The following is a 19,520-nucleotide window of genomic DNA, read 5'->3' as shown; positions in this document are numbered from 1 at the left end:
ACCGGGCAGTTTTCCTTACGTGGCAGGCACTTCGCCATATCTACCGGCCCGCTGGACATCCAAGATCACGGCTGCCGTGAAAGGCCGAGGCTAGGGTCCCAGGCGTGGTCATGAGCGCGCAGGACGTTGTGGGCGTCATCGAATCAGATCCGGGAGCAATGAGAGTCCTTCGGGCGGCGGCCGACCTTGGGTTGCCCGACTGGTGGATCGGTGCCGGCTTCGTACGCAACCGCGTCTGGGACGTGATCAGCAACCTCCCGGTCTCCCCCGAGCGCGACGTGGATGTCGCCTACTTCGACCCGGAGAAGCTGGACCCGCGCGAGGACGCACGCGCCGAAGCCCGAGCCATGGCGGCCCTGCCTGGCGCGCCGTGGGAGATTCGTAATCAAGCACGGATGCATCTGCGCAATGGCGACCAGCCCTACACGTCCGCCCTGGACGCGATGTCGCGCTGGCCCGAAACGGCAACCTGCGTCGCGGTCACCCTGCGGGGTGACTCTGTTCGCCTGGTGTCCTGCCATGGTCTGGCGGACCTTGTGGGGATGGTTGTTCGCCCCTCTCCGGCGTTCGACAATGCAGCGGGCCGCGTGACGGTTCAGCACCGCGTGGAGGCCAAGGGTTGGCTCGACCGATGGGCCGGGCTGCGGCTGGAGATCTGACGCTCACGCCGAGGGACGGAAGCGTAGCCCCGGCAGGACGTCGCCGACCTGCGACGTCTGGAAGGCATGTGGGACGGGGAGGCCGCGTGCCGGCATTGGATTGAGGGACGCATGCTGCTCAAGTCGTGGCAGCCCCTGCCGGCACGAGTTGTGCGAACTGGCGCTCCAGGATCTTGTCCGCACCAGCGGCCCAGGCTGCCGCCATGGGCGCAGTCACAGGATCGGGGAAGATGTCCTCTTCGCCCTTCGCGACCGCCTCGAAGATGGCTTGCGCGGCCGCTTGTGGGGAGGCCTTGGGGATGTCAAGTCCCCGCGTCATGTCGGTGTCAATCGGGCCGGCGAGCACGGCGTGGAACCTGACGCCCTGCCCGGCGTGGACGACGCGAAGCGTCTTGGTCAGGGAGAACGCCGCCGCCTTCGAGATCGAGTACGACGTGAACCTCGGCAACGGGGCGAGCGCGACGCAGGACAGGAGGTTGATGACGGCCCCACGCGAGCTGATCAGCGCGGGAAGGAATGCCTGGGTCATGGCGTGGGAGCCGTTGAGGTTCACAGCCAGGTGACGCTCAAGCACGGTGGGGTCGAACGGCTCGTCGGGCAGCATGATGCCGGCGTTATTGATCAAAATGTCCAGCGACTCGACCTCGCTGGCGGCCGCCTGGACCTGTGCCGGGTTGGTGACATCCAATGTCAGGGGTGTCACCCGCGGGTCGGGGTGTCGCAGGGGCTGTCGGGTACCGGCGTAAACGTGCTTCGCGCCCCAGGCGAGCGCTTCGTCGGCCAGCGCCTTACCGATGCCGCGGTTCGCCCCGGTCACCAACACGATCTTGCCTTTGATGGTCATGTCGCAGCTCCGGTCGTGGGTAGGTGGGGTCTGCTCAGGGCACCAGTGCGAGTTTGCCGACGGTGGTGCGCGCCTCGAGTTCCGCGAGCACCTTCGGCCCCTCGGCCAGCTCACGGCTGGCGGGTTGACCGGGGCCGAGCACACCGGCGGCCAGCAGCGTGAACATCTCGGTCATGACCTCGCGGAAGATCCGTGGTGCGGACTGGATGAGGATGCCGATGTTCAGGCCGATGAGCTGGACCTGGTGCTTGTAGACGAGATCCCAGTTCGTGACGGCCGCCTCACCGCCGGCCAGGCCGTAGACGACCACGCGGCCGGTGACTCGCTTGGCCGCGGCCAGGCTGGCCTCAAGAGTGTCGCCGCCCACCGACTCCAGAACCAGGTCGGCGCCTGCGCCGTCGGTCAGTCGCAGCACCTCGGCTGCGATGTCGGCGCGGCGGGAGTCGATCACGTGGTCGGCCCCCAGCGCCCGGACCACCTCATGCTTGCCTGGCGAGGCTGCGGCGATCACCGTAGCGCCGCAGTGCTTGGCCATTTTCACTGCGGCCTGGCCCGTCCCACCGGCCGCTGCATGGATCAGCACGGTCTGTCCGGCGCGAACCTGGCCGAGTGGTTTGAGGGCTGCCAACGCGGTCGGCCAGGACACCACCATTCCCAACGCCTGCTCGTCGGCCCAACCTGCCGGCACCGGGACCGCACCGGCCGCGGGCAGCACCATGTACTCAGCGAAGGCGCCTCCCCGGATGCCGACGCCGATGACGTGAGCGCCGGGCGCTACCCCGGAAACCCCCTGCCCAACGGCGATGACCTCGCCGGCGCCCTCAATGCCGGCCAGGTATGGCGGCTGTGGGCCACCCGCGAACGTGCCGCGGGACTGGGAGATGTCGACGAAGTTCACGCCGGCGGCGGCGACCCGGATCAGCACCTCGCCCGGGCCGGGCCTCGGCACCGGCGCGTCGGTGACAAGGCGAAGTCCCTGAGGGCCGTCCAGGGATGCCTGCTGCAGGGCGCGCATCGTTGCGGGAATGCTCATGACCATCCGTTCGGGTTTGTTTATCGATCGGCAAACAAACTCTGCCACGCCTCCCCCACCGGGTCAACGTAAACTTGGTCGAACGACAAACAACCACGGAGACACCCCGATGGCTACTCGCGGCCGGCCGCGCACGTTCGACCCCGACACCGCCCTGCGGCAAGCACTCGACCTGTTCTGGGAACGGGGCTACGAGGGCACCTCACTCAGCGACCTGGCCCAGGCGATGGGGATCGCCTCAGCCAGCATCTACGCCTGCTTCGGCAGCAAGGCGGACCTGTTCCGCCAGGTCATGGAGCTCTACGGCGCGACCGCTGGCGCGCCACCCAGGCGCGCCCTGAACGAGCACCCGACCGCCCGAGCCGCGATCCACGCCATGCTGCGCGCTACCGCGGATCAGATCACCCGCCCCGACGCACCGCACTACTGCATGCTGATCCTCGCCGCACCCACCGGCGCCGTCGAGAACCACGCGGTCCGAGAGTTCCTGGCCGGCATTCGGCGCTCGCAGTTCACCGCCATCAGAGACCGACTCGTCTGCGGCCTCGCCGACGGGGACCTCACGGCGTCGGACGCCAGCGTTGACGCCATCGCTCGCTACTACGCCACAGTGGTGCAGGGCCTCTCCCTACAAGCCCGCGACGGCGCGACCCGCACCGAACTGGAAGCGGTCATCACCTGTGCGATGGCCGGATGGGATCTGCTCACCTCCGCGGAATCGTAACCTTGTCCGCCTGTCGGCGGGGGCCGGCATGCGGCCGCGGTCGGTCGACGCCATCGCCGTGGCGTTCCGGGATTTCGACACGGCGGATCGGATTCTCGGGTTGGGCCGTAACGCCGCCCGTGCGGTGCGGGCAGGGGTGTTGACCGAGCGGGCCGTCCAGCCGTGGCTTCAGCGTCTGGCGGACGGTCCCCTGCTGGCCGGGTTCACGTTCTACATCGTCACCGCTGAAGTCTGACGAGCCGCGCCGAACGTGTGCTGAGCCCCGCGTCGGTGACGCGACGCCCGCCGGCTCACCTCTGCCAATCCCGTCGAGACCGATCACGGCCGTACTGGTTCGTCCCACCGGGTGAATGCTGCCGTCACCTACCGGCCGCGCGCACTTACGGCTCGCCGTCCCCACCGGCTAGACCGGGCCGCATGCCGGAGCACGCTTCCGCGTGCCGGTGGGAGGAGGTGAGCACCCGTGCGGATCCAGTGCCCCACGGCCGTGTTCGACGGCGCCGAGGCAGTGGCGGATGCGATCCTGTACGAGGGCTACCTGCTCTACCCGTATCGGCGATCATCGGTCAAGAACCGGGTCCGCTGGCAGTTCGGTGTTCTCGTGCCTCCCGCGTGGGGGGAAGCGCACGGCCTGGTCGACAGCGGTGTCGCGGGCTCGGCCGAGTCGTCGTGGCAGCGGACCGAATGCCTGATGGAGGCGCAGGACACGGCGATCGTCCGGATCCGGTTACGGTTCCTCCAGCTGCAGCGCAAGGTGACCGAGCTGGGCACGACCGACGGCGGGTACCGACCGGTCGACCGGATCGACGTCGGTGGCCGCACGGAGTTGAGCTTCGACGAGGCGGTGCCGAGGGAGTTCGACATCGAGGCGTCGGTCGGCGACCTGCGGCGTGGTCGACGCTTCGACGTGGATGTGCCCGGCGGAGAGGACGTCGAGCCGTTGCTCGACGACCGGGGCGAGCCGCTCGGGCGGGTGGTACGCCGGAGGTGGCCGTTGTCCGCCTCGGTCGCGGTCTCCGCCGTCGCGGCTCCGGCGCCCTTCCGGTTGCTGCGGCTCGCCGTGCAGGTCGAGAACACGGATCGGACTACGCCGGCGGCCAGCCCTCGGGACGAGGCGCTGCGCAGCTGCCTGCTCGCGGCGCACACGCTGGCCAGCGTCAGTCGGGGACGATTCCTGTCGCTGCTCGACCCGCCCGAATGGGCGACGCAGGCGGCCCGGGAGTGCCGCAACGTGCACACCTTCCCGGTGCTCGCCGGCGCACCCGGCACCGCCGATGTCATGCTCTCCGCGCCGATCATCCTCTACGATCACCCGCGGATCGCGCCGGAGAGCCCCGGGGACCTGCACGACGCGACCGAGATCGACGAGATCCTGTCGCTGCGTACCCTCACGCTGTCCGATGCCGAGAAACGAGAGGCACGGGCGACCGATCCCCGCGCGGCCGCGATCGTCGACCGTGTCGATGTGATGCCGCCCGAGGTGCTGGAACGGTTGCACGGCGCGATCCGGTCCCTGGAGCCAGTCCCCCGGACGGACGACTCCGCGACCGAGCCGGAGCGGGAGTCGGGCGCGGGGGTCACGGCGGAGACGGAGACGGTCCTCGTCGCGGGGATCCGGCTGACGCGCGGTAGCCGGGTCCGGTTGCGGCCTCGCCGGCGCGGCACCGATGCGCACGACATGTTCCTGGAGGGCCGTACCGCTCGGGTGGAGCAGGTGCTGCTCGACGTCGACGGGTCGCGGTTCCTGGCCGTGACCGTGGACGACGACCCGGGCGCGGAGCTGCACCAGTGGTACGGGCGCCTGCGGCATTTCCGCCCGGAAGAGGTGGAGCCGCTGGCCGGGGAGGGGGCGGCGCAGTGACCGGCGACGGCGGAGGTCGGATCCTGGTCGCCGGGATCGGCAACATTTTCCTCGGCGATGACGCCTTCGGCGTGGAGGTGGTACGGCGTCTCGGGGACGTCGTCCTACCGCCGTCGGTGGATGTGTCCGATTACGGGATCCGCGGGATGCATCTGGCCTACGATCTGCTGGACGGCCACCACGACGTGCTGGTGATGGTGGACGCGCTGCCGCTGGACGAGCCGCCCGGGACGCTGGCCGTCCTCCAGGTGGATCTCGATGACCCCGGCTGGACCCTGCGGCCGGCGGACGTGTTGGAGGCGCCGGCCGCCGACGGGCACGGCATGGATCCGGAGTCGGTGCTGCGCCTGCTGCGCGGTCTGGGCGGCGGGGTCGACCGGATCCTCGTCGTGGGTTGCCAGCCGGCGGTCCTCGACGAGCAGATGGGGTTGTCGGCTCCCGTCGCCGCCGCGGTCGATGAGGCGGTCGGGATGGTGGTCGGGATCGTCGGCGAGGAGGCCGCGCGGCTCGACGCGCCACCGGGCCGGCAGGAGAACTCGCACGGCACAGCAGCCGAGAGGGGGGTGACCGCGGATGCATGAGACAGGTCTTTCCGAGGCGATCGTGGCGGCGGCCGTACGCAGGGCCGCGGGGCGCCGGGTCACCGGCCTGCGGGTGCGGATCGGCGGCCACACCATCGACCGTGATGTCGTCGCGCAGGGCGTTCAGGTGGCCGCGGTCGGCACGGTGGTGGCGGACGCCGTCCTTGACCTGGTGCTGGAACCGATGACGGTGCAGTGCCACGGCTGTGGTCGTAGCGGGCGCGTCGAGGACCACCTCGCGATGGTGGCCTGCTCCGGCTGCGGGAGCGTCGACATCGAGGTCACCGGCGACGATGACGTGGTCCTGGAGTCCATCACGGTCGACGGCCTCGGGGTGGGAGCGGTCTGATGGACGCCACCGAGTTGCTGCGGCATGACCACCGCGTGGTGGAACAGCTGTTCCGGGACTATCGGGCGGCGAAGTCCGACGCCCAGCGACGCGGCGTGGTGGAGATCCTCGTCCGCGAGCTGTCGAAGCACGCCGCGCTGGAGGAGGTCCTCTTCTACCCGTTCGCCGCGAAGGTGTTGGCGGACGGGCAGGTCGACCGGCACCTCGCCGAGCATGCGCCGGTCAAGGAACTGCTCCTCGAACTGGACCGTTGCCGGGCCGGCGACCCCGCGCAGGACGAGCTGATGGAGCGACTGGCGTCCGCCGTCGCCCGGCATGTGCGGGACGACGAGGACGACCTAATGCCGCTGTTGTGCGCCCGCGCGGACGAGCAGGCCCTGCGTGAGTTGGGGCAGGAGATCGACCAGGGCAAGCAGCGGGCCCCGACGCGACCGCATCCGCACGCGCCGGACAAGCCGCCGGCGTTGGCCCTCGCGGCGCCGCTGGCCGCCATCTACGACCGGCTACGGGACCGGATGCAAGGGAGGCCACGGACATGACACGCAGCATGCGCGACACCAGCGCGGTGATCCCGCAGGAGAACGGGTTCGACGAGGTCACCGTCCTGTGGATCTCGGAGGGCATGAGTTGTGACGGCGACTCGGTGTCCATGACGGCCTCCGGCCAGCCGGCGATCGAGGACATCGTGCTCGGGCTCGTTCCCGGTCTGCCGAAGGTCAACCTGCACAACAAGGTGTTGTCGCCGGCGGCCGGTGGTGAGGAGTTCCTGGCGCCGTACCGCCGGGCGGCCCGTGGCAAGATGGCCGAGCCGTTCATCCTGGTGATCGAGGGTTCGATCCCGAACGAGAACATCAACGGCGAGGGGTACTGGACGTCGTTCGGCAATGACGAGAAGACCGGTGAGCCGCTGACCCTGAACTGGTGGATCGATCAGCTGGCGCCGAAGGCGTGGGCGGTCGTGGCGGCCGGCACCTGTGCGACGTACGGCGGCATCCATGCCATGGCGGGCAACCCGACGGGGTGCATGGGCCTGGCCGACTACCTCGGGTGGGACTTCCGCTCCCAGGGTGGCCTGCCGATCGTCAACGTGCCTGGCTGCCCGATCCAGCCGGAGAACTTCATGGAGACCCTGACCTGGGTGCTCTACCACGCCGCCGGCTCGGCGCCGCCCCCGCCGCTGGATCACATGCTGCGGCCGCAGTGGCTGTTCGGCAAGACGGTGCACGAGGGCTGCGACCGGGCCGCGTACTACGAGCAGGCCGACTTCGCCAAGGACTACAACTCGCCCAAGTGCCAGGTGAAGATCGGCTGCTGGGGGCCGGTCATCAACTGCAACGTGCCGAAGCGCGGCTGGATGGGTGGCGTGGGTGGCTGCCCGAACGTCGGGGGGATCTGCATCGGCTGCACGATGCCGGGGTTCCCCGACAAGTTCATGCCGTTCATGGACATGCCGCCCGGTGGCAGCCTGTCCACGTTGCTGATCAAGCCGTACGGCGCGCTGATCCGCCGCCTGCGCGGCATCACCAACGTCACCGCCAACCGGGAACCGAAGTGGCACCACAACGGTCCGGAGCTCACCAGCGGCTACAACCCCCGGTGGCGCCCGTACGGTCCGGCGGATCCCCGGCGTCAGGCCGCAATCGAGAGGAACAGACCGTGACCGCGACGAAACCGAAGCCGGCCACCGCCCAGAAGCCCGGCGAACTGGTGGAGATGGCGTGGGACCCGATCACCCGGATCATCGGCAACCTCGGCGTCTACACGAAGATCGACTTCGCCAACCGGGTGGTCGCCGAATGCCACACCACGTCGTCGCTGTTCCGCGGCTACTCGGTGTTCATGAAGGGGAAGGATCCGCGCGACGCCGGCTTCATCACTAGCCGGATCTGCGGCATCTGCGGCGACAACCACACCACCTGCTCCGTCTACGCGCAGAACATGGCGTACGGCATCAAGACCCCGCCCCTGGCCGAGTGGATCATCAACCTCGGCGAGGCCGCCGAGTACATGTTCGACCACACGCTGTTCCAGGACAATCTGGTCTTCGTCGACTTCTGCGAGGCGATGGTCAAGCAGACCAACCCAAGTGTGCTCGCCCGCGCGGAGAAGACCGCCGCGCCCGGTCGGGACATCCACGGCTATCGGACGATCGCCGACCTCATGCGGGCCTACAACCCGTTCGAGGGCGAGGTCTACAAGGAGGCGCTGAAGGTCAGCCGGACGACGCGGGAGATGTTCTGCCTGATGGAGGGCCGGCACGTCCACCCGTCGACGGTCTATCCCGGCGGTGTCGGCACGATGCCCCAGCCGACGCTGTTCACCGACTACCTGAGCCGGCTGATCAGCATCCTGGACTTCGTCAAGAAGGCCGTCGCCATGAACGACGACATCTTCGACTTCTGGTACGAGGCCCTGCCCGGCTACGAGGAGGTCGGCCGCCGCCGGGTCCTGCTCGGCTGCTGGGGCGCGTTCCAGGATCCCGACGTGGTCGACTACCGGTACGAGACCATGACGAACTGGGGACGGGCGATGCACGTCACGCCCGGCATCGTCGTGGACGGCAAGCTGCTCACCACCGACCTGGTCGACATCAACCTCGGCATCCGCATCCTGCTCGGCAGCTCCTACTACAAGGACTGGGTCGGCGAGGAGGAGCCGTTCGTCAGCCACGACCCGCTCGGCAACCCGGTCGACATCCGCCACCCCTGGAACCAGACCACCCTCCCCGACCCGGGCAAGCGCGACTTCGGCGACAAGTACAGCTGGGTGATGAGCCCCCGCTGGTTCGACAGGAGCAGCGGAGAGCACCTCGCGCTCGACACCGGCGGCGGCTGCTTCGCCCGGCTGTACACCACGGCGCTGGCAAAGATGGTCGACACCCCGTACGTCAAGTCGACCGGGAACAGCGTGCTGATCTCGCTGCCGAAGAGCCAGAAGCTGCCCGAGATGACGTTGGAGTGGAAGATCCCGCGCTGGTCGAACGCGCTGGAGCGGGACCGGTCACGGGCCTACTTCATCGCGTACGCCGCGGCGATGTCGCTGTACTTCCTGGAACGGGCCATGGATCGGATGCGCGGCGGCGACATGCGGGTCTTCGCCGAGTTCGACGTGCCGGACGAGGCCATCGGCTGCGGCTTCCACGAGGCCGTGCGGGGCACGCTGTCGCACCATCTCGTGATCCGGGACCGCAAGATCGCCAACTACCACCCGTACCCGCCGACGCCGTGGAACGGCAGCCCCCGCGACAGCTACGGCACTCCCGGTCCCTACGAGGACGCGATCCAGAACACCCCCATCTTCGAGGAGAACGGCCCGGACAACTTCAAGGGCGTGGACATCATGCGGGCGGTGCGCAGTTTCGATCCCTGCCTGCCGTGCGGGGTGCACATGTACGTCGGCGGCGGCCGTACCCTCAAGAAGATCCACTCGCCGATGTTCGGCGCGTCGCATGGGTGAGCAGCCGGATGCCCCGCGGCTCGACGACGCGGCCGTCGAGCCGCGGCTGGCCCGCCTGGACGCCCTGCTCGGCCAGCTCGAGCAGACCCCCGGCCGCACCGCCGACCTGGCTCTGGAAGCGGTCGAGACGCTGACCGAGGTGTACGGCGAGGCGCTGGCCCGGGTCACCGACCTCGCCGCCGACACCCCCCACGCGCTCGACCGGCTCACCAGCGACGAGCTGCTGCGACACCTGCTGCTGTTGCACCACATCCACCCGGACCCGCCCGAGCGACGGGTGGCCCGGACGGTGGACGACCTTCGGCCGCAGTTGCGTACGCAGGGCGCCGAGATCGCGTTCGTCGGCGTCCAGGACGGGGTGGCGAGGATCAGCCTGTCGGCGAGTTCGTGCGGCGGCGGGGCCGCGCTGCGTGACCTCGTACGGGAACAGGTGTTGACGTTCGCGCCGGAGCTGTCCGCGGTCGACGTGGTGGCACCCGTGCCGGCTCCAGCGCTGATCCCCCTCGCCGCCCTGTGGCAGCGGCCGGACCGGACCGACGCGGCGACGGTGCACGAGGTGGGGCGGGTCGCGGGCCCGCTGCCGTCGGGTGGCACGGCATGACAGCGGGTGCCCTGCACCGGGCGATCCGCCGCGCGAGGGGGCGCACGAACCCGGTCGAGCGCTGCGGCATGTGCGCCGGGCCGGTCGGCTCGGAGCACCGGCACGTGTGGGACGAGCAGGACGGCGGGCTGATGTGCGCCTGCACGGCGTGCTCGCTGCTGTTCACCCGCGAGGCGGCCGGCGCCGGGCGGTACCAGCTCGTCCCCGCCCGGGGCAGACGGTTGACGGGTCCGTCCGTGGACGAGCTGGGTGTGCCGGTCGGGTTGGTGTTCTTCGTCAAGCAGCGGGACGGCCGGGTGCTCGCGCACTACCCGAGTCCGCTGGGCACCACCGAGTCGGAGATCGATGCCGGCGCCTGGCGGGCCGTCGAGGCCCGGTCACCCGCGTTGGCGGAGCTGAAGCCGCGGGTCGAGGCGTTCCTGGTGTGGACGGGCAACCAACGCGGTGGCGACCAACAGTGGGTGGTGCCGGTCGACGACTGTTTCCGGCTCGTCGCGCTGGTCCGCCAGCACTGGACGGGCATGTCGGGGGGAAGCGCCGTCTGGCGGGAGCTTCCCCGGTTCTTCGAGGAACTCGGCCGGCGACATGACCCGCCGCCGGGCAACGACGGATGAAGGAGGCGGGGATGGGCGAGATCCGAGTGGGCGATCCCGATGTCGAACTCGACGCACCGGCACACACCAAGGGCGTGGAGGAGGGCAACTCGCGGCGGAGGGAGCAGTCCGGCCATCAGGACGACGGGACGGTGGACGCGCGCCGCTCGACCGGTATCCGGCCGAAGAAGCACGACCCGATCCTGCCGATCATGCCGAACCTGCCGCCGGGCTGAGCGGGCCCGGACCCGAAGGAGTGAGCTGTGCGCAAGCTGTTGCTGCTGGTGGCCGGCGTGGCCGTGGCGGGGATGTTCTGGAAGGAACTTCCCGCGCTGCGCCGCTACATCAAGATCGAGAAGATGTGAGCGGAGAGGACGGACAGGTCGATGTGCCTTGGCATCCCGGGTGAGATCGTCGAGATCAAGGCCGGCCACGACGACCTCGCCATCGTCGACGTCGTGGGGGTCCGGCGGGCGATCAACATCGGTCTGCTCGGCCCCGACCAGATCGGTATCGGCGACTGGGTGCTCGTACACGTGGGGTTCGCCATGTCGAAGATCGACGAAGCGGAGGCGGCCGCCACCTTGGAAATGTTGAACGGTCTCGGGCAGGCGTACACCGACGAGTTGCAGGCGCTCGCCGAATCCGACATCACCTAGGAAAGATTGAGATGCGTTTCGTCGACGAGTACCGCGACGCGGACAAGGCCCAGGCGTTGGCCACGGAGATCGCCGCGTTGTGCGAGCCGGGGCGGCAGTACAAGTTCATGGAGGTCTGCGGCGGGCACACGCACACCATCTACAAGCACGGGATCGAGGACTACCTGCCGGAGAACGTCTCGCTGGTGCACGGGCCGGGGTGCCCGGTCTGTGTCATTCCGATGGGCCGGGTGGACGATGCCATCGCCATCGCCCACGAGCCGGGCGTCATCATGACGGCGTTCGGCGACATGATGCGGGTCCCGGGCGGGAACGGCTCCTTCCTGGACGCCAAGGCCGCCGGGGCGGACATCCGGATGGTGTACTCGCCGCTGGACGCCCTGAAGATCGCGCGGACCAACCCGGACCGCAAGGTGGTCTTCATGGCGATCGGGTTCGAGACCACCTCGCCGTCGACCGCCATGACGGTGCTGCGGGCCGCCGCCGAGGGCATCGACAACTTCTCGGTCTTCTGCAACCACGTCACGATCCTCCCGGCGATCAAGGCGATCCTCGACTCACCGGACCTGCGTCTGGACGGTTTCCTCGGGCCCGGGCACGTCTCCACCGTCATCGGTTGCCGGCCGTACGAGTTCATCGCCCGCGACTACGGCAAGCCGCTGGTATGTGCCGGGTTCGAGCCGCTGGATCTGCTGCAGTCCGTCTACATGCTGCTCACCCAGCTCGCCGAGGGACGCCGCGAGGTGGAGAACCAGTACACGCGGGTGGTGCCCTGGGAGGGGAACCTGCGGGCGCTGGGGGCGATCGGCCAGGTCATGCAGCTGCGCCCGTACTTCGAGTGGCGCGGCCTCGGTTTCATCTCGCACTCCGCGCTGCGGATGCGTGACGAGTACGCCGCGTACGACGCCGAGCGGATCTTCGAGGTTCCCGGGGTGCGCGTGGCGGACCCGAAGGCATGCCAGTGCGGCGAGGTGCTCAAGGGGGTGCTCAAGCCCTGGGAGTGCAAGGTGTTCGGCACCGCCTGCACACCGGAGACGCCCATCGGCACGTGCATGGTCTCCTCGGAGGGCGCCTGCGCCGCCTATTACAACTTCGGCCGCTTCACGCGGCAGCGGCTGACCGAGGCGGCGCGGGTATGACGACGGAACGTACGGCCGGCCGGGCCGAGCGGGCGGTGGCCGGGGCCGAGGTGAGCATCGAGCCGGGGCTGCTGTCGCCGGAGCAGCAGGTGCTGCGGCGGATCGACCGGGCGCGCCTGCGCGCGCCGAGGATCAGGGAGAGCCGGATCACGCTCGCGCACGGGGCGGGCGGGAAGGCGACGCACAGCCTGATCGAAGGGCTGTTCGTCGACGCGTTCCGCAACCCGACGTTGGAGGAACTCGACGACGGCGCGGTGCTGTCCGTGGGCAGCACCCGGCTGGCCTTCACGACCGACTCGTACGTGGTGTCGCCGCTGTTCTTCCCGGGCGGCGACATCGGCGACCTCGCCGTCAACGGCACCGTCAACGACCTGGCGGTAAGCGGCGCCCGCCCGCTGTACCTGTCGGCCGGGTTCATCCTGGAGGAGGGTTTTCCGGTCGCCGACCTGCGGCGGATCGTCACCTCGATGGCCGCCGCGGCGCAGCGCGCCGGGGTCCAGGTCGTCACCGGCGACACGAAGGTGGTGCAGCGGGGCAAGGCCGACGGCTGCTACGTCAACACGACGGGCGTCGGTGTGCTGGCGCGGCCGGTGTCGCTGGGCTGCTCGCACGTCCGCGCCGGTGACGTGGTCATCGTCTCCGGTCCGATCGGCGACCACGGTGTCACGATCATGCTCGCCCGCGGCGAGTTGGACATCGCGGCCGACCTGGCCTCGGACACCGCGGCGCTGCACGGTCTGGTGGATGTCCTGCTGGACGCGGCTCCCGGGGTGCGACTGCTGCGGGACGCCACCCGGGGCGGGGTGGCGACGATCCTCAACGAGGTGGCCCAGGCGACCCGGCTCGCCGTCGTGGTCGACGAGGCGTCGGTACCCGTGCGTCCCGCCGTGACCGGCGCCTGCGAGTTGCTCGGCATCGACCCGCTCTACGTGGCCTGCGAGGGACGTTTCGTGGCCGTGGTGGACGGCACGCAGGCGGAGGCGGCCCTGGCGGCGCTGCGCGGCCACCCGCTCGGGGACGGCGCGGCGGTTATCGGCCGGATCGCCGCCGACCCGCCCGGCATGGTGTTGCTCAGGACGGCGTTCGGCGGCACCCGGGTGGTGGACATGCTGGTCGGGGATCCACTCCCCCGCATCTGCTGACGCCGGTTCCCGCTCAGGCGGTGGGAACGGCCCGGGCCGCGGCCACCACGGCCTGGCCGAGGGAGATCCCGCCGTCGTTCGGCGGCACCCGGGAGTGCACGAGGACGCGGAAGCCGTCCTGCTCCAGCCCGCTGCTCACCCGGTCGAGCAGCAGCATGTTCTGGAAGACCCCGCCGGAGAGCGCGACGGTGGCCAGGCCGCGGCTGTCCCGGACGGCGCCGGCGGCCCGTACCACGGCGTCGGCCAGGCCATGGTGGAACCGCGCGGCGACCCGGCCGGGATCCACGTCGGCGAGCAGGTCGTCGACGACGCAGCGCACCAGTGCGTGTCCGACGTCCTGGAGCGGGACCGGGCCGGCCGCCTCGACCCGGTAGCCGCCCCGCTCGTCGGGATCGGCCCGCTGCTCCAGGGCGATGGCGGCCTGCCCCTCGTAGGTGACCCGGTCATGCAGGCCGAGGATCGCCGAGACGGCGTCGAACAGCCGACCGACGCTGGAGGTTCGGGGTGCGTTCGTGCCACGCCGCGCCATGGCCACCGCCGCCCGCCACCGCCGCTCCTGCCGGCGGGCCACCGCCAGGTCGGGCACCGCGTCGCCGTAGATGTCGTCCAGGTAGGCCGCCGCCATCCGCCACGGCTCGCGGACCGCCGCGACCCCGCCGGGCATCGGTACGGCGGCCAGATGGCCGACCCGCTCGAAGCCGGCCAGGTCCGCGATGAGCAGTTCCCCTCCCCACAGGGTGCCGTCGGTGCCGAAGCCGAGCCCGTCGAAGGCGACGCCGATCACCGGGCCGGGGTCGCCGTTGTCGGCCAGGCAGGACGCGATGTGGGCGTGGTGGTGCTGGACGCCGACCAGTTCGACGTCGGCGCGCTGCAGCGCGTACTTCGTCGACAGGTACTCAGGATGCAGATCATGGGCGACGACCTGGGGCCGGATGTCGAAGAGCCGGGTGAAGTGCGAGATTCCGTCGGTGAACGCCTGCAGCGTCTCGAAGTTCTCCAGGTCTCCGATGTGGTGGGACACGAACGCGCGCCGCCCCTTCGCCACGCAGAAGGTGTTCTTCAGCTCCGCACCGCAGGCCAGCACCGGCCGGTCGAAGCGCCACGGCAGGGTGACCGGCGCGGGGACGTAGCCGCGGGAGCGCCGCACCGGCAGCTCACGGCCCCGAAAGACCCGCACCACCGAGTCGTCGGTGCGAACGTGGATGCGCCGGTCGTGGGTCAGGAAACCGTCGGCGATGCCCGCGAGCCGTTGGTGGGCGTCGTCGTCGCGGTGCACGATCGGCTCGTCGGAGACGTTTCCGCTGGTCAGCACGATCGGTGTGCCGAGCCGCCGGAGCAGCAGATGGTGGAGCGGGGTGTACGGCAACATCACGCCCAGGTCGCGGTTGCCGGGCGCCACCGACGCGGCGACCGGGGCGTCGGGACGGCGCGGCAGCAGCACCACGGGCCGTCGGGAGCCGGTGAGCACCGGCACGGCCGCCGGCGGCACGTCGACCAGGGTGCGTGCCGCCTCCAGGTCGGCGGCCATCAGGGCGAACGGCTTCTCCTCGCGGTGCTTGCGGGCGCGCAGCGTCGAGACGGTCCGCTCGTCGTCGGCGCGGGCGGCCAGGTGGTAGCCGCCCAGACCTTTGACCGCGACGATCCGGCCGTGCCGCAGCCACCGTACGGTGGTGTCCAGCGGATCGCCGGGCACCGGGGCGCCGCCGGCGCCGACGAGTCGGAGGGCGGGACCGCACCGGGGGCAGCACACCGGCTCGGCGTGGAAGCGCCGGTTTCCCGGGTCGGCGTACTCGGCGGCGCAGTCGGCGCAGAGGGCGAAGGCCGCCATGGTGGTGGTACGGCGGTCGTACGGCACGTCCTCGACGATCGTGAATCGCGGGCCGCAGTTGGTGCAGTTGGTGAACGGGTAGCCGTGGCGCCGGTCGCTCGGATCGGACAGCTCGCCGAGGCAGTCCGGGCAGGTGGCGTTGTCCGGGGAGATCAGGGCTTCCCGGCCGGCGCCGGTGACGCTGGTGACGATGGTGAATCCGGGCCGGCCGTTCGGCGGGACCACGGCGGTGGTGAGCCGTTCGACCTGAGCCAGTGCCGGTGCGCGCCGGCTGAGGTCGGCGAGGAAGGCTCCCAGCCGCTCCCCGTCCCCTTCGACCTCGACGAAGACGCCCGCGGTGTCGTTGCCGACGAATCCGGCCAGGTGGTACTCGGTGGCCAGGGCGTGCACGAACGGCCGGAAGCCGACTCCCTGCACGATGCCTTCGACGCGGACGTGCACCCGCCGCGGGCCGGCCAGGGCCATGGCGCGCTCCTCAGAGTTCGTCGGCCAACGCCTGCTGGGTGAGTTCCCAGAGCACGTGGTAGAGCGTCGTCTGCGCCTCCTGGACCCGGTGCACGGACGGCGAGGGCACCACGAAGAGGTGGTCGATGTCGTCGGATTCGGCCATCCGGCCGCCGTCGTACCCGGCGATGCCGATGGTGAGCATGCCGCGCCGGGCCGCCTCGCCGAACGCCCGCAGGACGTTGTTCGATCCCCCGCTGGTGGACAACCCCACGGCGATGTCCCCGGTACGGCCGAACGCCGCGACCTGCCGGGCGAAGACCACCTCGAAGCCGACGTCGTTGGACAGGGCCGTGATCAGCGCGACGTCGTGGGTCAGCGAGATGGCCGGCAGCGGGCGGGCGGCCGTCGGCGGGTGCAGGTACAGCTGCGCGATGTCCTGGGCGTCGGTGCTGCTTCCCCCGTTGCCGAAGGCGAACAGCGTGCCGCCGGCCTGGAAGGCCGCGGCGCACTGGCGGGCGCAGTCGAGCAGCCGCGGCCCGTGCCGGCCGACGAGGGACTCGCGGAGCGCGACGATCTCCGCCGCCTTCTCCGTGGTGGATCGCGCGACGGCGGCGAGTACCGCGTCCACGTCGGTGGGCTGGGTGTCCAGGAACGGGTAGAGCGCCCCGATGGCGCCCTCGACCCCGGCGCTCATGAGTTCTTCTCCACGACCGCGATGGCCTCCTTGGCGTGTATGAGCACGACGTCGCCGGGTCCCGCGTCGACCAGGGCCACGCTGACCTCCTCCGGTCCGGCGTCCGTGTCCACCACAGCCAGGCCGTCCGCCGAGACTTCCCGTACGCGGGCGGCGACCGCCGTGTCGGAACACGTGATGCACACGTCGTCGTGGCATTCCGGTGGGGTCCCGGCTGTCGGCGCGGGCTGCGAGGTCACCGGGCCGCCTCCGGTTCCAGCAGGCCGGGCTGTTCGAAGAACACGTGCACCAACTCCCACAGGATGTGATAGATCGTCACGTGCACCTCCTTCACGATGCACGGGTCGTCGGTATGGGCAACGATGATGTGGTCGGCGACCGCGTCGCGAGCGATGTCACCGCCGTCGGCGCCGAGGAGCCCGACGGTGAGCAGGCCGAGGTCGCGGGCCGCTGCCAGACCCTGCCGGACGTTGGCGCACCGGCCGTCGACGGACAGTCCGAGCGCGATGTCCTCCGGCGCCGCCAGCAGGCGCAGCTGCGCGGCGAACACCTCGTCGAAACCCTCCGCCCGGGCGATCCCGGTGAGGCTCGCGGCGTCGCTGGTCAGCGAGATCGCCGGCAGGGCCCGCTTGCCGACGATGACCGGGTGAACGAACTCGACCACGACGTGCTGGGCATCGGTCGCCGGGCCGCCGTTGCCGAAGACGATCAGCTTGCCGCCGCGATGGAAGCGGATCGCCATCTCGTAGCAGGCGCGCGCGATCCGCGCGGCGTCACCGGCGAGCGATTCTCCGGGTGCGACGCGACGGGCGAACGCGCGGTGAACTGCCGGAAGCACGGGCGAAGGCATGGGTTCTCCGTTCAGCGCCGGGAGGCCGCGTAGGGATCACGGGTCGCGCCGGGTGGCCCTGCCAAGGCGACCGCCGAGCGCTGCAGGCAGGCCCCGATGATCTGGTGGAGTTGCGCGAGACTGGCGAGGCACGAGCGGAGATCGTCGTGGCCCTTGGCCGTCAGCTGGTAGCACCGGCGTGCCGGCCCTGCCCCGGCGGTCTCCCACCCGGAGATCAGCGACCGGTCGCGTTCCAGGCCACGCAGGACCCGGTAGACGTGGCCCGGTTCCACATCGGGCAGTCCCAGCGCCCTGAGTCGGTCGATCAGGTCGTACCCGTGCCCGGAACGCTCGAAGAGCAGGAGCAGCAGGAACGGGTGCAGCAGGCCCCGCACCTCGCGTCCGTGCACGTCAGCCCCTTCCGTCGGCGGTACGCACCGTGAAGCTAAGCACACCTTTCATACCCATAGTGGCGATTGGTGCGTTTCGGATCCGACGATGTGGATGCCTGAGGCCGAGAGCGGGACCGGCGGCCCTCGCCTCGCCGGTGTGTGGCCGGTCGCCGTCGGGCCGGGTCGGGCCGCTGCGGCGTCGCACCGGCCCGGCCAGACCTGTTCCGGACACCGGAGGGCTCACCCAACGGCGGCACCGAACCATCGGGGCACGTGGTTTCGCAGGTCCTGCTGATCGTCGCCCACCCACGCCACGTGGCCGTCCGGCCGCAGCAGCACGGCGGGCACGTCCAATGCCTCGCTGACGTCCACGACGTGGTCGACCCGATCCGCCCACCCCGTCACGGAGAGCCGGCCGGTCTGGTCCAGCAGCAGCCCGCGGCCGCCGTGCATCAGCTCGTAGAGGCGACCGCGCTTCAGCCGCACGTCCCGCATCCGCCGGCCGAGCAGTTCATGCCCCTCGCCGACGTCGTAGCGGACTCCGATCGCGGTGATCTTCTCGATCAGGTACCGGTTCACCTCCTCGAAGTCCATCAGCTCCGACAGCAACCGGCGCACTGACCGGGCGCCCGGTTCCGTGGACAGCAGCTGCATCTGCGCGCGGCTGTTGTCCAGGACGTCGGCGGCCACCCGGTGCCGTTCGGTCTGGTAACTGTCCAGCAGCCCCTCCGGCGCCCAGCCCGCGACCTCGCCGGCCAGCTTCCAGCCGAGGTTGAACGCGTCCTGGAGGCCGAGGTTGAGGCCCTGCCCGCCGGTCGGCGGGTGAATGTGGGCGGCGTCGCCGGCCAGCAGCACCCGGCCCACCCGGTAGCGGTCGGCCAGCCGGGTGGCGTCGCCGAATCGGGAGAGCCAGCGCGGCGAGTGCACGCCGAAGTCGGTGCCGGCGATCCCCCGCAACTGCCGCTTGAACTCCTCGAGGGTCGGCGGGACCGACCGGTCCTCGGCCAACCCCTCGGCGGGCACGACGACCCGGTACACCCCCTCCCCGAGTGGCCCGAGCCCGAACCGCAGCTGGGTCTTGCGGACCTCGGCCACCACGGCGGCCACCATCTCCGGCGGCACGCCCACCTCCATCTCGCCCAGCAGCGTCTCCACCCTGCTCGGCTCGCCGGGGAAGCCGACGCCGAGCAGCTTGCGTACGGTGCTGCGGCCGCCGTCGCAACCGACGAGCCAGCGCGAACGCAGACTTGTGCCGTCGGCCAGCTCGGCGGTCACCCCGTCCTCGTCCTGGCTCAGGCCGACCAGTTGAGCACCGCGCCGGATCTCGGTACCGACCTCGATGGCGTGCTCGTTCAGCAGCCGCTCGATGACGGTCTGCGGGATGCCGAGGATGTAGCCGTGTGCGGTGTCCAGCCGATCAGGCGCGGGCTTGGTGATGGCGGCGAAGATCCCACCGACCGGGTATCGCGTACCGAGCGCGAGGAACCGCTCCAGCAGACCACGCTGGTCCATCACCTCGATGCTGCGCACGTGCAGGCCCAGCGCGCGGACGAACCTGGTCGGCTCCGCCTCCCGCTCCAGCACGAGCACGCGTACGCCGTGCAGCCGCAACTCACCGGCCAGCATCAAGCCGGTCGGTCCACCGCCGGCAATGATCACGTCAAACATGAACCGCCCATTCAGTGAGGT

24 protein-coding genes are annotated in these 19,520 nt (G+C 70.4%); 16 read left to right on the top strand and 8 right to left on the bottom strand.

Going from position 1 to position 19,520, the window contains the following annotated elements; genetic code table 11:
• Positions 1–110 precede the first annotated feature (110 nt).
• Entirely contained in the window at positions 111–659 is a 549-nt protein-coding gene (locus ACWEVO_RS02375; protein WP_452305770.1) for a nucleotidyltransferase family protein, read from the top strand.
• 118 nt (positions 660–777) lie between these two features.
• Here ACWEVO_RS02375 and ACWEVO_RS02370 read toward each other — a convergent pair whose 3' ends face one another.
• Both ACWEVO_RS02370 and ACWEVO_RS02365 read right to left on the bottom strand, forming a co-directional pair.
• Positions 778–1,503: an SDR family NAD(P)-dependent oxidoreductase gene (locus ACWEVO_RS02370; protein ID WP_452305769.1), complete on the bottom strand. Its 726-nt coding sequence runs from the start codon at positions 1,501–1,503 to the stop codon at positions 778–780.
• A 34-nt stretch (positions 1,504–1,537) separates the two neighbouring features.
• The gene (locus ACWEVO_RS02365) at positions 1,538–2,542 is read right to left on the bottom strand and encodes an NADPH:quinone oxidoreductase family protein (RefSeq protein ID WP_452305768.1); all 1,005 of its coding nucleotides are present in this window, start codon (positions 2,540–2,542) and stop codon (positions 1,538–1,540) included.
• Between the two features lie 103 nt (positions 2,543–2,645).
• On the opposite strand from ACWEVO_RS02365, the gene ACWEVO_RS02360 reads away from it, so the two are divergent.
• From ACWEVO_RS02360 to hypE, 15 genes are all read left to right on the top strand, one after another.
• Positions 2,646–3,260: a TetR/AcrR family transcriptional regulator gene (locus ACWEVO_RS02360; protein WP_452305767.1), complete on the top strand. Its 615-nt coding sequence runs from the start codon at positions 2,646–2,648 to the stop codon at positions 3,258–3,260.
• A 28-nt stretch (positions 3,261–3,288) separates the two neighbouring features.
• Complete coding sequence (locus tag ACWEVO_RS02355) at positions 3,289–3,495, top strand: hypothetical protein (RefSeq protein ID WP_452305766.1); 207 nt, start codon at positions 3,289–3,291, stop codon at positions 3,493–3,495.
• Between the two features lie 228 nt (positions 3,496–3,723).
• Entirely contained in the window at positions 3,724–5,121 is a 1,398-nt protein-coding gene (locus tag ACWEVO_RS02350) for a hypothetical protein (protein WP_452305765.1), read from the top strand.
• The gene (locus ACWEVO_RS02345) at positions 5,118–5,702 is read left to right on the top strand and encodes a hydrogenase maturation protease (protein WP_452305764.1); all 585 of its coding nucleotides are present in this window, start codon (positions 5,118–5,120) and stop codon (positions 5,700–5,702) included. The genes ACWEVO_RS02350 and ACWEVO_RS02345 overlap by 4 nt, the downstream gene beginning before the upstream one ends.
• Complete coding sequence (locus ACWEVO_RS02340) at positions 5,695–6,051, top strand: hydrogenase/urease maturation nickel metallochaperone HypA (protein ID WP_452305763.1); 357 nt, start codon at positions 5,695–5,697, stop codon at positions 6,049–6,051. The genes ACWEVO_RS02345 and ACWEVO_RS02340 overlap by 8 nt, the downstream gene beginning before the upstream one ends.
• Positions 6,051–6,590, top strand: coding sequence for a hemerythrin domain-containing protein (locus ACWEVO_RS02335; RefSeq protein WP_452305762.1), 540 nt, complete (start codon positions 6,051–6,053; stop codon positions 6,588–6,590). Before ACWEVO_RS02340 ends, ACWEVO_RS02335 begins: the two co-directional genes overlap by 1 nt.
• A complete protein-coding gene (locus ACWEVO_RS02330) occupies positions 6,587–7,711 on the top strand; it encodes an NADH-quinone oxidoreductase subunit B family protein (protein ID WP_452305761.1) in 1,125 nt (374 codons plus the stop codon). Before ACWEVO_RS02335 ends, ACWEVO_RS02330 begins: the two co-directional genes overlap by 4 nt.
• Positions 7,708–9,507 (top strand): nickel-dependent hydrogenase large subunit, encoded by a 1,800-nt coding sequence (locus tag ACWEVO_RS02325; RefSeq protein WP_452305760.1) that lies wholly within the window; start codon positions 7,708–7,710, stop codon positions 9,505–9,507. The genes ACWEVO_RS02330 and ACWEVO_RS02325 overlap by 4 nt, the downstream gene beginning before the upstream one ends.
• The gene (locus ACWEVO_RS02320; RefSeq protein ID WP_452305759.1) at positions 9,500–10,108 is read left to right on the top strand and encodes a hypothetical protein; all 609 of its coding nucleotides are present in this window, start codon (positions 9,500–9,502) and stop codon (positions 10,106–10,108) included. Before ACWEVO_RS02325 ends, ACWEVO_RS02320 begins: the two co-directional genes overlap by 8 nt.
• Complete coding sequence (locus ACWEVO_RS02315; RefSeq protein ID WP_452305758.1) at positions 10,105–10,722, top strand: DUF5947 family protein; 618 nt, start codon at positions 10,105–10,107, stop codon at positions 10,720–10,722. The genes ACWEVO_RS02320 and ACWEVO_RS02315 overlap by 4 nt, the downstream gene beginning before the upstream one ends.
• 11 nt (positions 10,723–10,733) lie before the next feature.
• The gene (locus ACWEVO_RS02310) at positions 10,734–10,937 is read left to right on the top strand and encodes a hypothetical protein (RefSeq protein ID WP_452305757.1); all 204 of its coding nucleotides are present in this window, start codon (positions 10,734–10,736) and stop codon (positions 10,935–10,937) included.
• 27 nt (positions 10,938–10,964) lie between these two features.
• Positions 10,965–11,066, top strand: a complete 102-nt coding sequence (locus tag ACWEVO_RS02305) for a DUF6893 family small protein (RefSeq protein ID WP_452305756.1) — start codon at positions 10,965–10,967, stop codon at positions 11,064–11,066.
• 21 nt (positions 11,067–11,087) lie between these two features.
• Positions 11,088–11,360 carry a HypC/HybG/HupF family hydrogenase formation chaperone gene (locus ACWEVO_RS02300; RefSeq protein ID WP_452305755.1) on the top strand — a complete coding sequence of 91 codons (273 nt, stop codon included), beginning with the start codon at positions 11,088–11,090 and terminating at the stop codon, positions 11,358–11,360.
• 11 nt (positions 11,361–11,371) lie between these two features.
• Positions 11,372–12,499, top strand: coding sequence for a hydrogenase formation protein HypD (gene hypD / locus ACWEVO_RS02295; RefSeq protein WP_452305754.1), 1,128 nt, complete (start codon positions 11,372–11,374; stop codon positions 12,497–12,499).
• The gene (gene hypE / locus ACWEVO_RS02290) at positions 12,496–13,641 is read left to right on the top strand and encodes a hydrogenase expression/formation protein HypE (protein ID WP_452305753.1); all 1,146 of its coding nucleotides are present in this window, start codon (positions 12,496–12,498) and stop codon (positions 13,639–13,641) included. The genes hypD and hypE overlap by 4 nt, the downstream gene beginning before the upstream one ends.
• 13 nt (positions 13,642–13,654) lie before the next feature.
• Here hypE and hypF read toward each other — a convergent pair whose 3' ends face one another.
• The 6 genes from hypF to rox all read right to left on the bottom strand — a co-directional run bounded on the left by hypF (position 13,655) and on the right by rox (position 19,499).
• On the bottom strand, positions 13,655–15,934 hold the full coding sequence (hypF, locus tag ACWEVO_RS02285) for a carbamoyltransferase HypF (RefSeq protein WP_452305752.1): 2,280 nt from the start codon (positions 15,932–15,934) through the stop codon (positions 13,655–13,657).
• 10 nt (positions 15,935–15,944) lie between these two features.
• A complete protein-coding gene (locus ACWEVO_RS02280; RefSeq protein WP_452305751.1) occupies positions 15,945–16,610 on the bottom strand; it encodes a D-sedoheptulose-7-phosphate isomerase in 666 nt (221 codons plus the stop codon).
• Positions 16,607–16,795 (bottom strand): HypC/HybG/HupF family hydrogenase formation chaperone, encoded by a 189-nt coding sequence (locus tag ACWEVO_RS02275; RefSeq protein WP_452305772.1) that lies wholly within the window; start codon positions 16,793–16,795, stop codon positions 16,607–16,609. Before ACWEVO_RS02275 ends, ACWEVO_RS02280 begins: the two co-directional genes overlap by 4 nt.
• A 50-nt stretch (positions 16,796–16,845) precedes the next feature.
• Positions 16,846–17,460, bottom strand: coding sequence for a D-sedoheptulose-7-phosphate isomerase (locus ACWEVO_RS02270; RefSeq protein WP_452305750.1), 615 nt, complete (start codon positions 17,458–17,460; stop codon positions 16,846–16,848).
• 11 nt (positions 17,461–17,471) lie between these two features.
• A complete protein-coding gene (locus ACWEVO_RS02265) occupies positions 17,472–17,849 on the bottom strand; it encodes a helix-turn-helix transcriptional regulator (protein WP_452305749.1) in 378 nt (125 codons plus the stop codon).
• Positions 17,850–18,071: 222 nt separating this feature from the next.
• Positions 18,072–19,499, bottom strand: coding sequence for a rifampin monooxygenase (gene rox, locus ACWEVO_RS02260; protein ID WP_452305748.1), 1,428 nt, complete (start codon positions 19,497–19,499; stop codon positions 18,072–18,074).
• Positions 19,500–19,520: the final 21 nt, after the last annotated feature.

It is taken from the genome of Micromonospora sp. NPDC003776 (assembly GCF_053605645.1).
The sequence above is the reverse complement of the archived record's forward strand: the minus strand, read 5'-3'. Positions and strand labels throughout refer to the sequence as shown.

Bases quoted from the DNA above. Each gene is read 5' to 3' on its own strand.
- rox (WP_452305748.1), bottom strand. From the start codon at position 19,499: ATGTTTGACGTGATCATTGCCGGCGGTGGACCGACCGGCTTGATGCTG.
- hypE (WP_452305753.1), top strand. From the start codon at position 12,496: ATGACGACGGAACGTACGGCCGGCCGGGCCGAGCGGGCGGTGGCCGGG.
- ACWEVO_RS02300 (WP_452305755.1), top strand. From the start codon at position 11,088: ATGTGCCTTGGCATCCCGGGTGAGATCGTCGAGATCAAGGCCGGCCAC.
- ACWEVO_RS02340 (WP_452305763.1), top strand. From the start codon at position 5,695: ATGCATGAGACAGGTCTTTCCGAGGCGATCGTGGCGGCGGCCGTACGC.
- ACWEVO_RS02365 (WP_452305768.1), bottom strand. From the start codon at position 2,542: ATGGTCATGAGCATTCCCGCAACGATGCGCGCCCTGCAGCAGGCATCC.
- ACWEVO_RS02315 (WP_452305758.1), top strand. From the start codon at position 10,105: ATGACAGCGGGTGCCCTGCACCGGGCGATCCGCCGCGCGAGGGGGCGC.
- ACWEVO_RS02355 (WP_452305766.1), top strand. From the start codon at position 3,289: ATGCGGCCGCGGTCGGTCGACGCCATCGCCGTGGCGTTCCGGGATTTC.
- ACWEVO_RS02310 (WP_452305757.1), top strand. From the start codon at position 10,734: ATGGGCGAGATCCGAGTGGGCGATCCCGATGTCGAACTCGACGCACCG.
- ACWEVO_RS02370 (WP_452305769.1), bottom strand. From the start codon at position 1,503: ATGACCATCAAAGGCAAGATCGTGTTGGTGACCGGGGCGAACCGCGGC.
- ACWEVO_RS02280 (WP_452305751.1), bottom strand. From the start codon at position 16,610: ATGAGCGCCGGGGTCGAGGGCGCCATCGGGGCGCTCTACCCGTTCCTG.
- ACWEVO_RS02335 (WP_452305762.1), top strand. From the start codon at position 6,051: ATGGACGCCACCGAGTTGCTGCGGCATGACCACCGCGTGGTGGAACAG.
- ACWEVO_RS02270 (WP_452305750.1), bottom strand. From the start codon at position 17,460: ATGCCTTCGCCCGTGCTTCCGGCAGTTCACCGCGCGTTCGCCCGTCGC.
- ACWEVO_RS02330 (WP_452305761.1), top strand. From the start codon at position 6,587: ATGACACGCAGCATGCGCGACACCAGCGCGGTGATCCCGCAGGAGAAC.
- hypD (WP_452305754.1), top strand. From the start codon at position 11,372: ATGCGTTTCGTCGACGAGTACCGCGACGCGGACAAGGCCCAGGCGTTG.
- ACWEVO_RS02375 (WP_452305770.1), top strand. From the start codon at position 111: ATGAGCGCGCAGGACGTTGTGGGCGTCATCGAATCAGATCCGGGAGCA.
- ACWEVO_RS02320 (WP_452305759.1), top strand. From the start codon at position 9,500: ATGGGTGAGCAGCCGGATGCCCCGCGGCTCGACGACGCGGCCGTCGAG.
- ACWEVO_RS02360 (WP_452305767.1), top strand. From the start codon at position 2,646: ATGGCTACTCGCGGCCGGCCGCGCACGTTCGACCCCGACACCGCCCTG.
- hypF (WP_452305752.1), bottom strand. From the start codon at position 15,934: ATGGCCCTGGCCGGCCCGCGGCGGGTGCACGTCCGCGTCGAAGGCATC.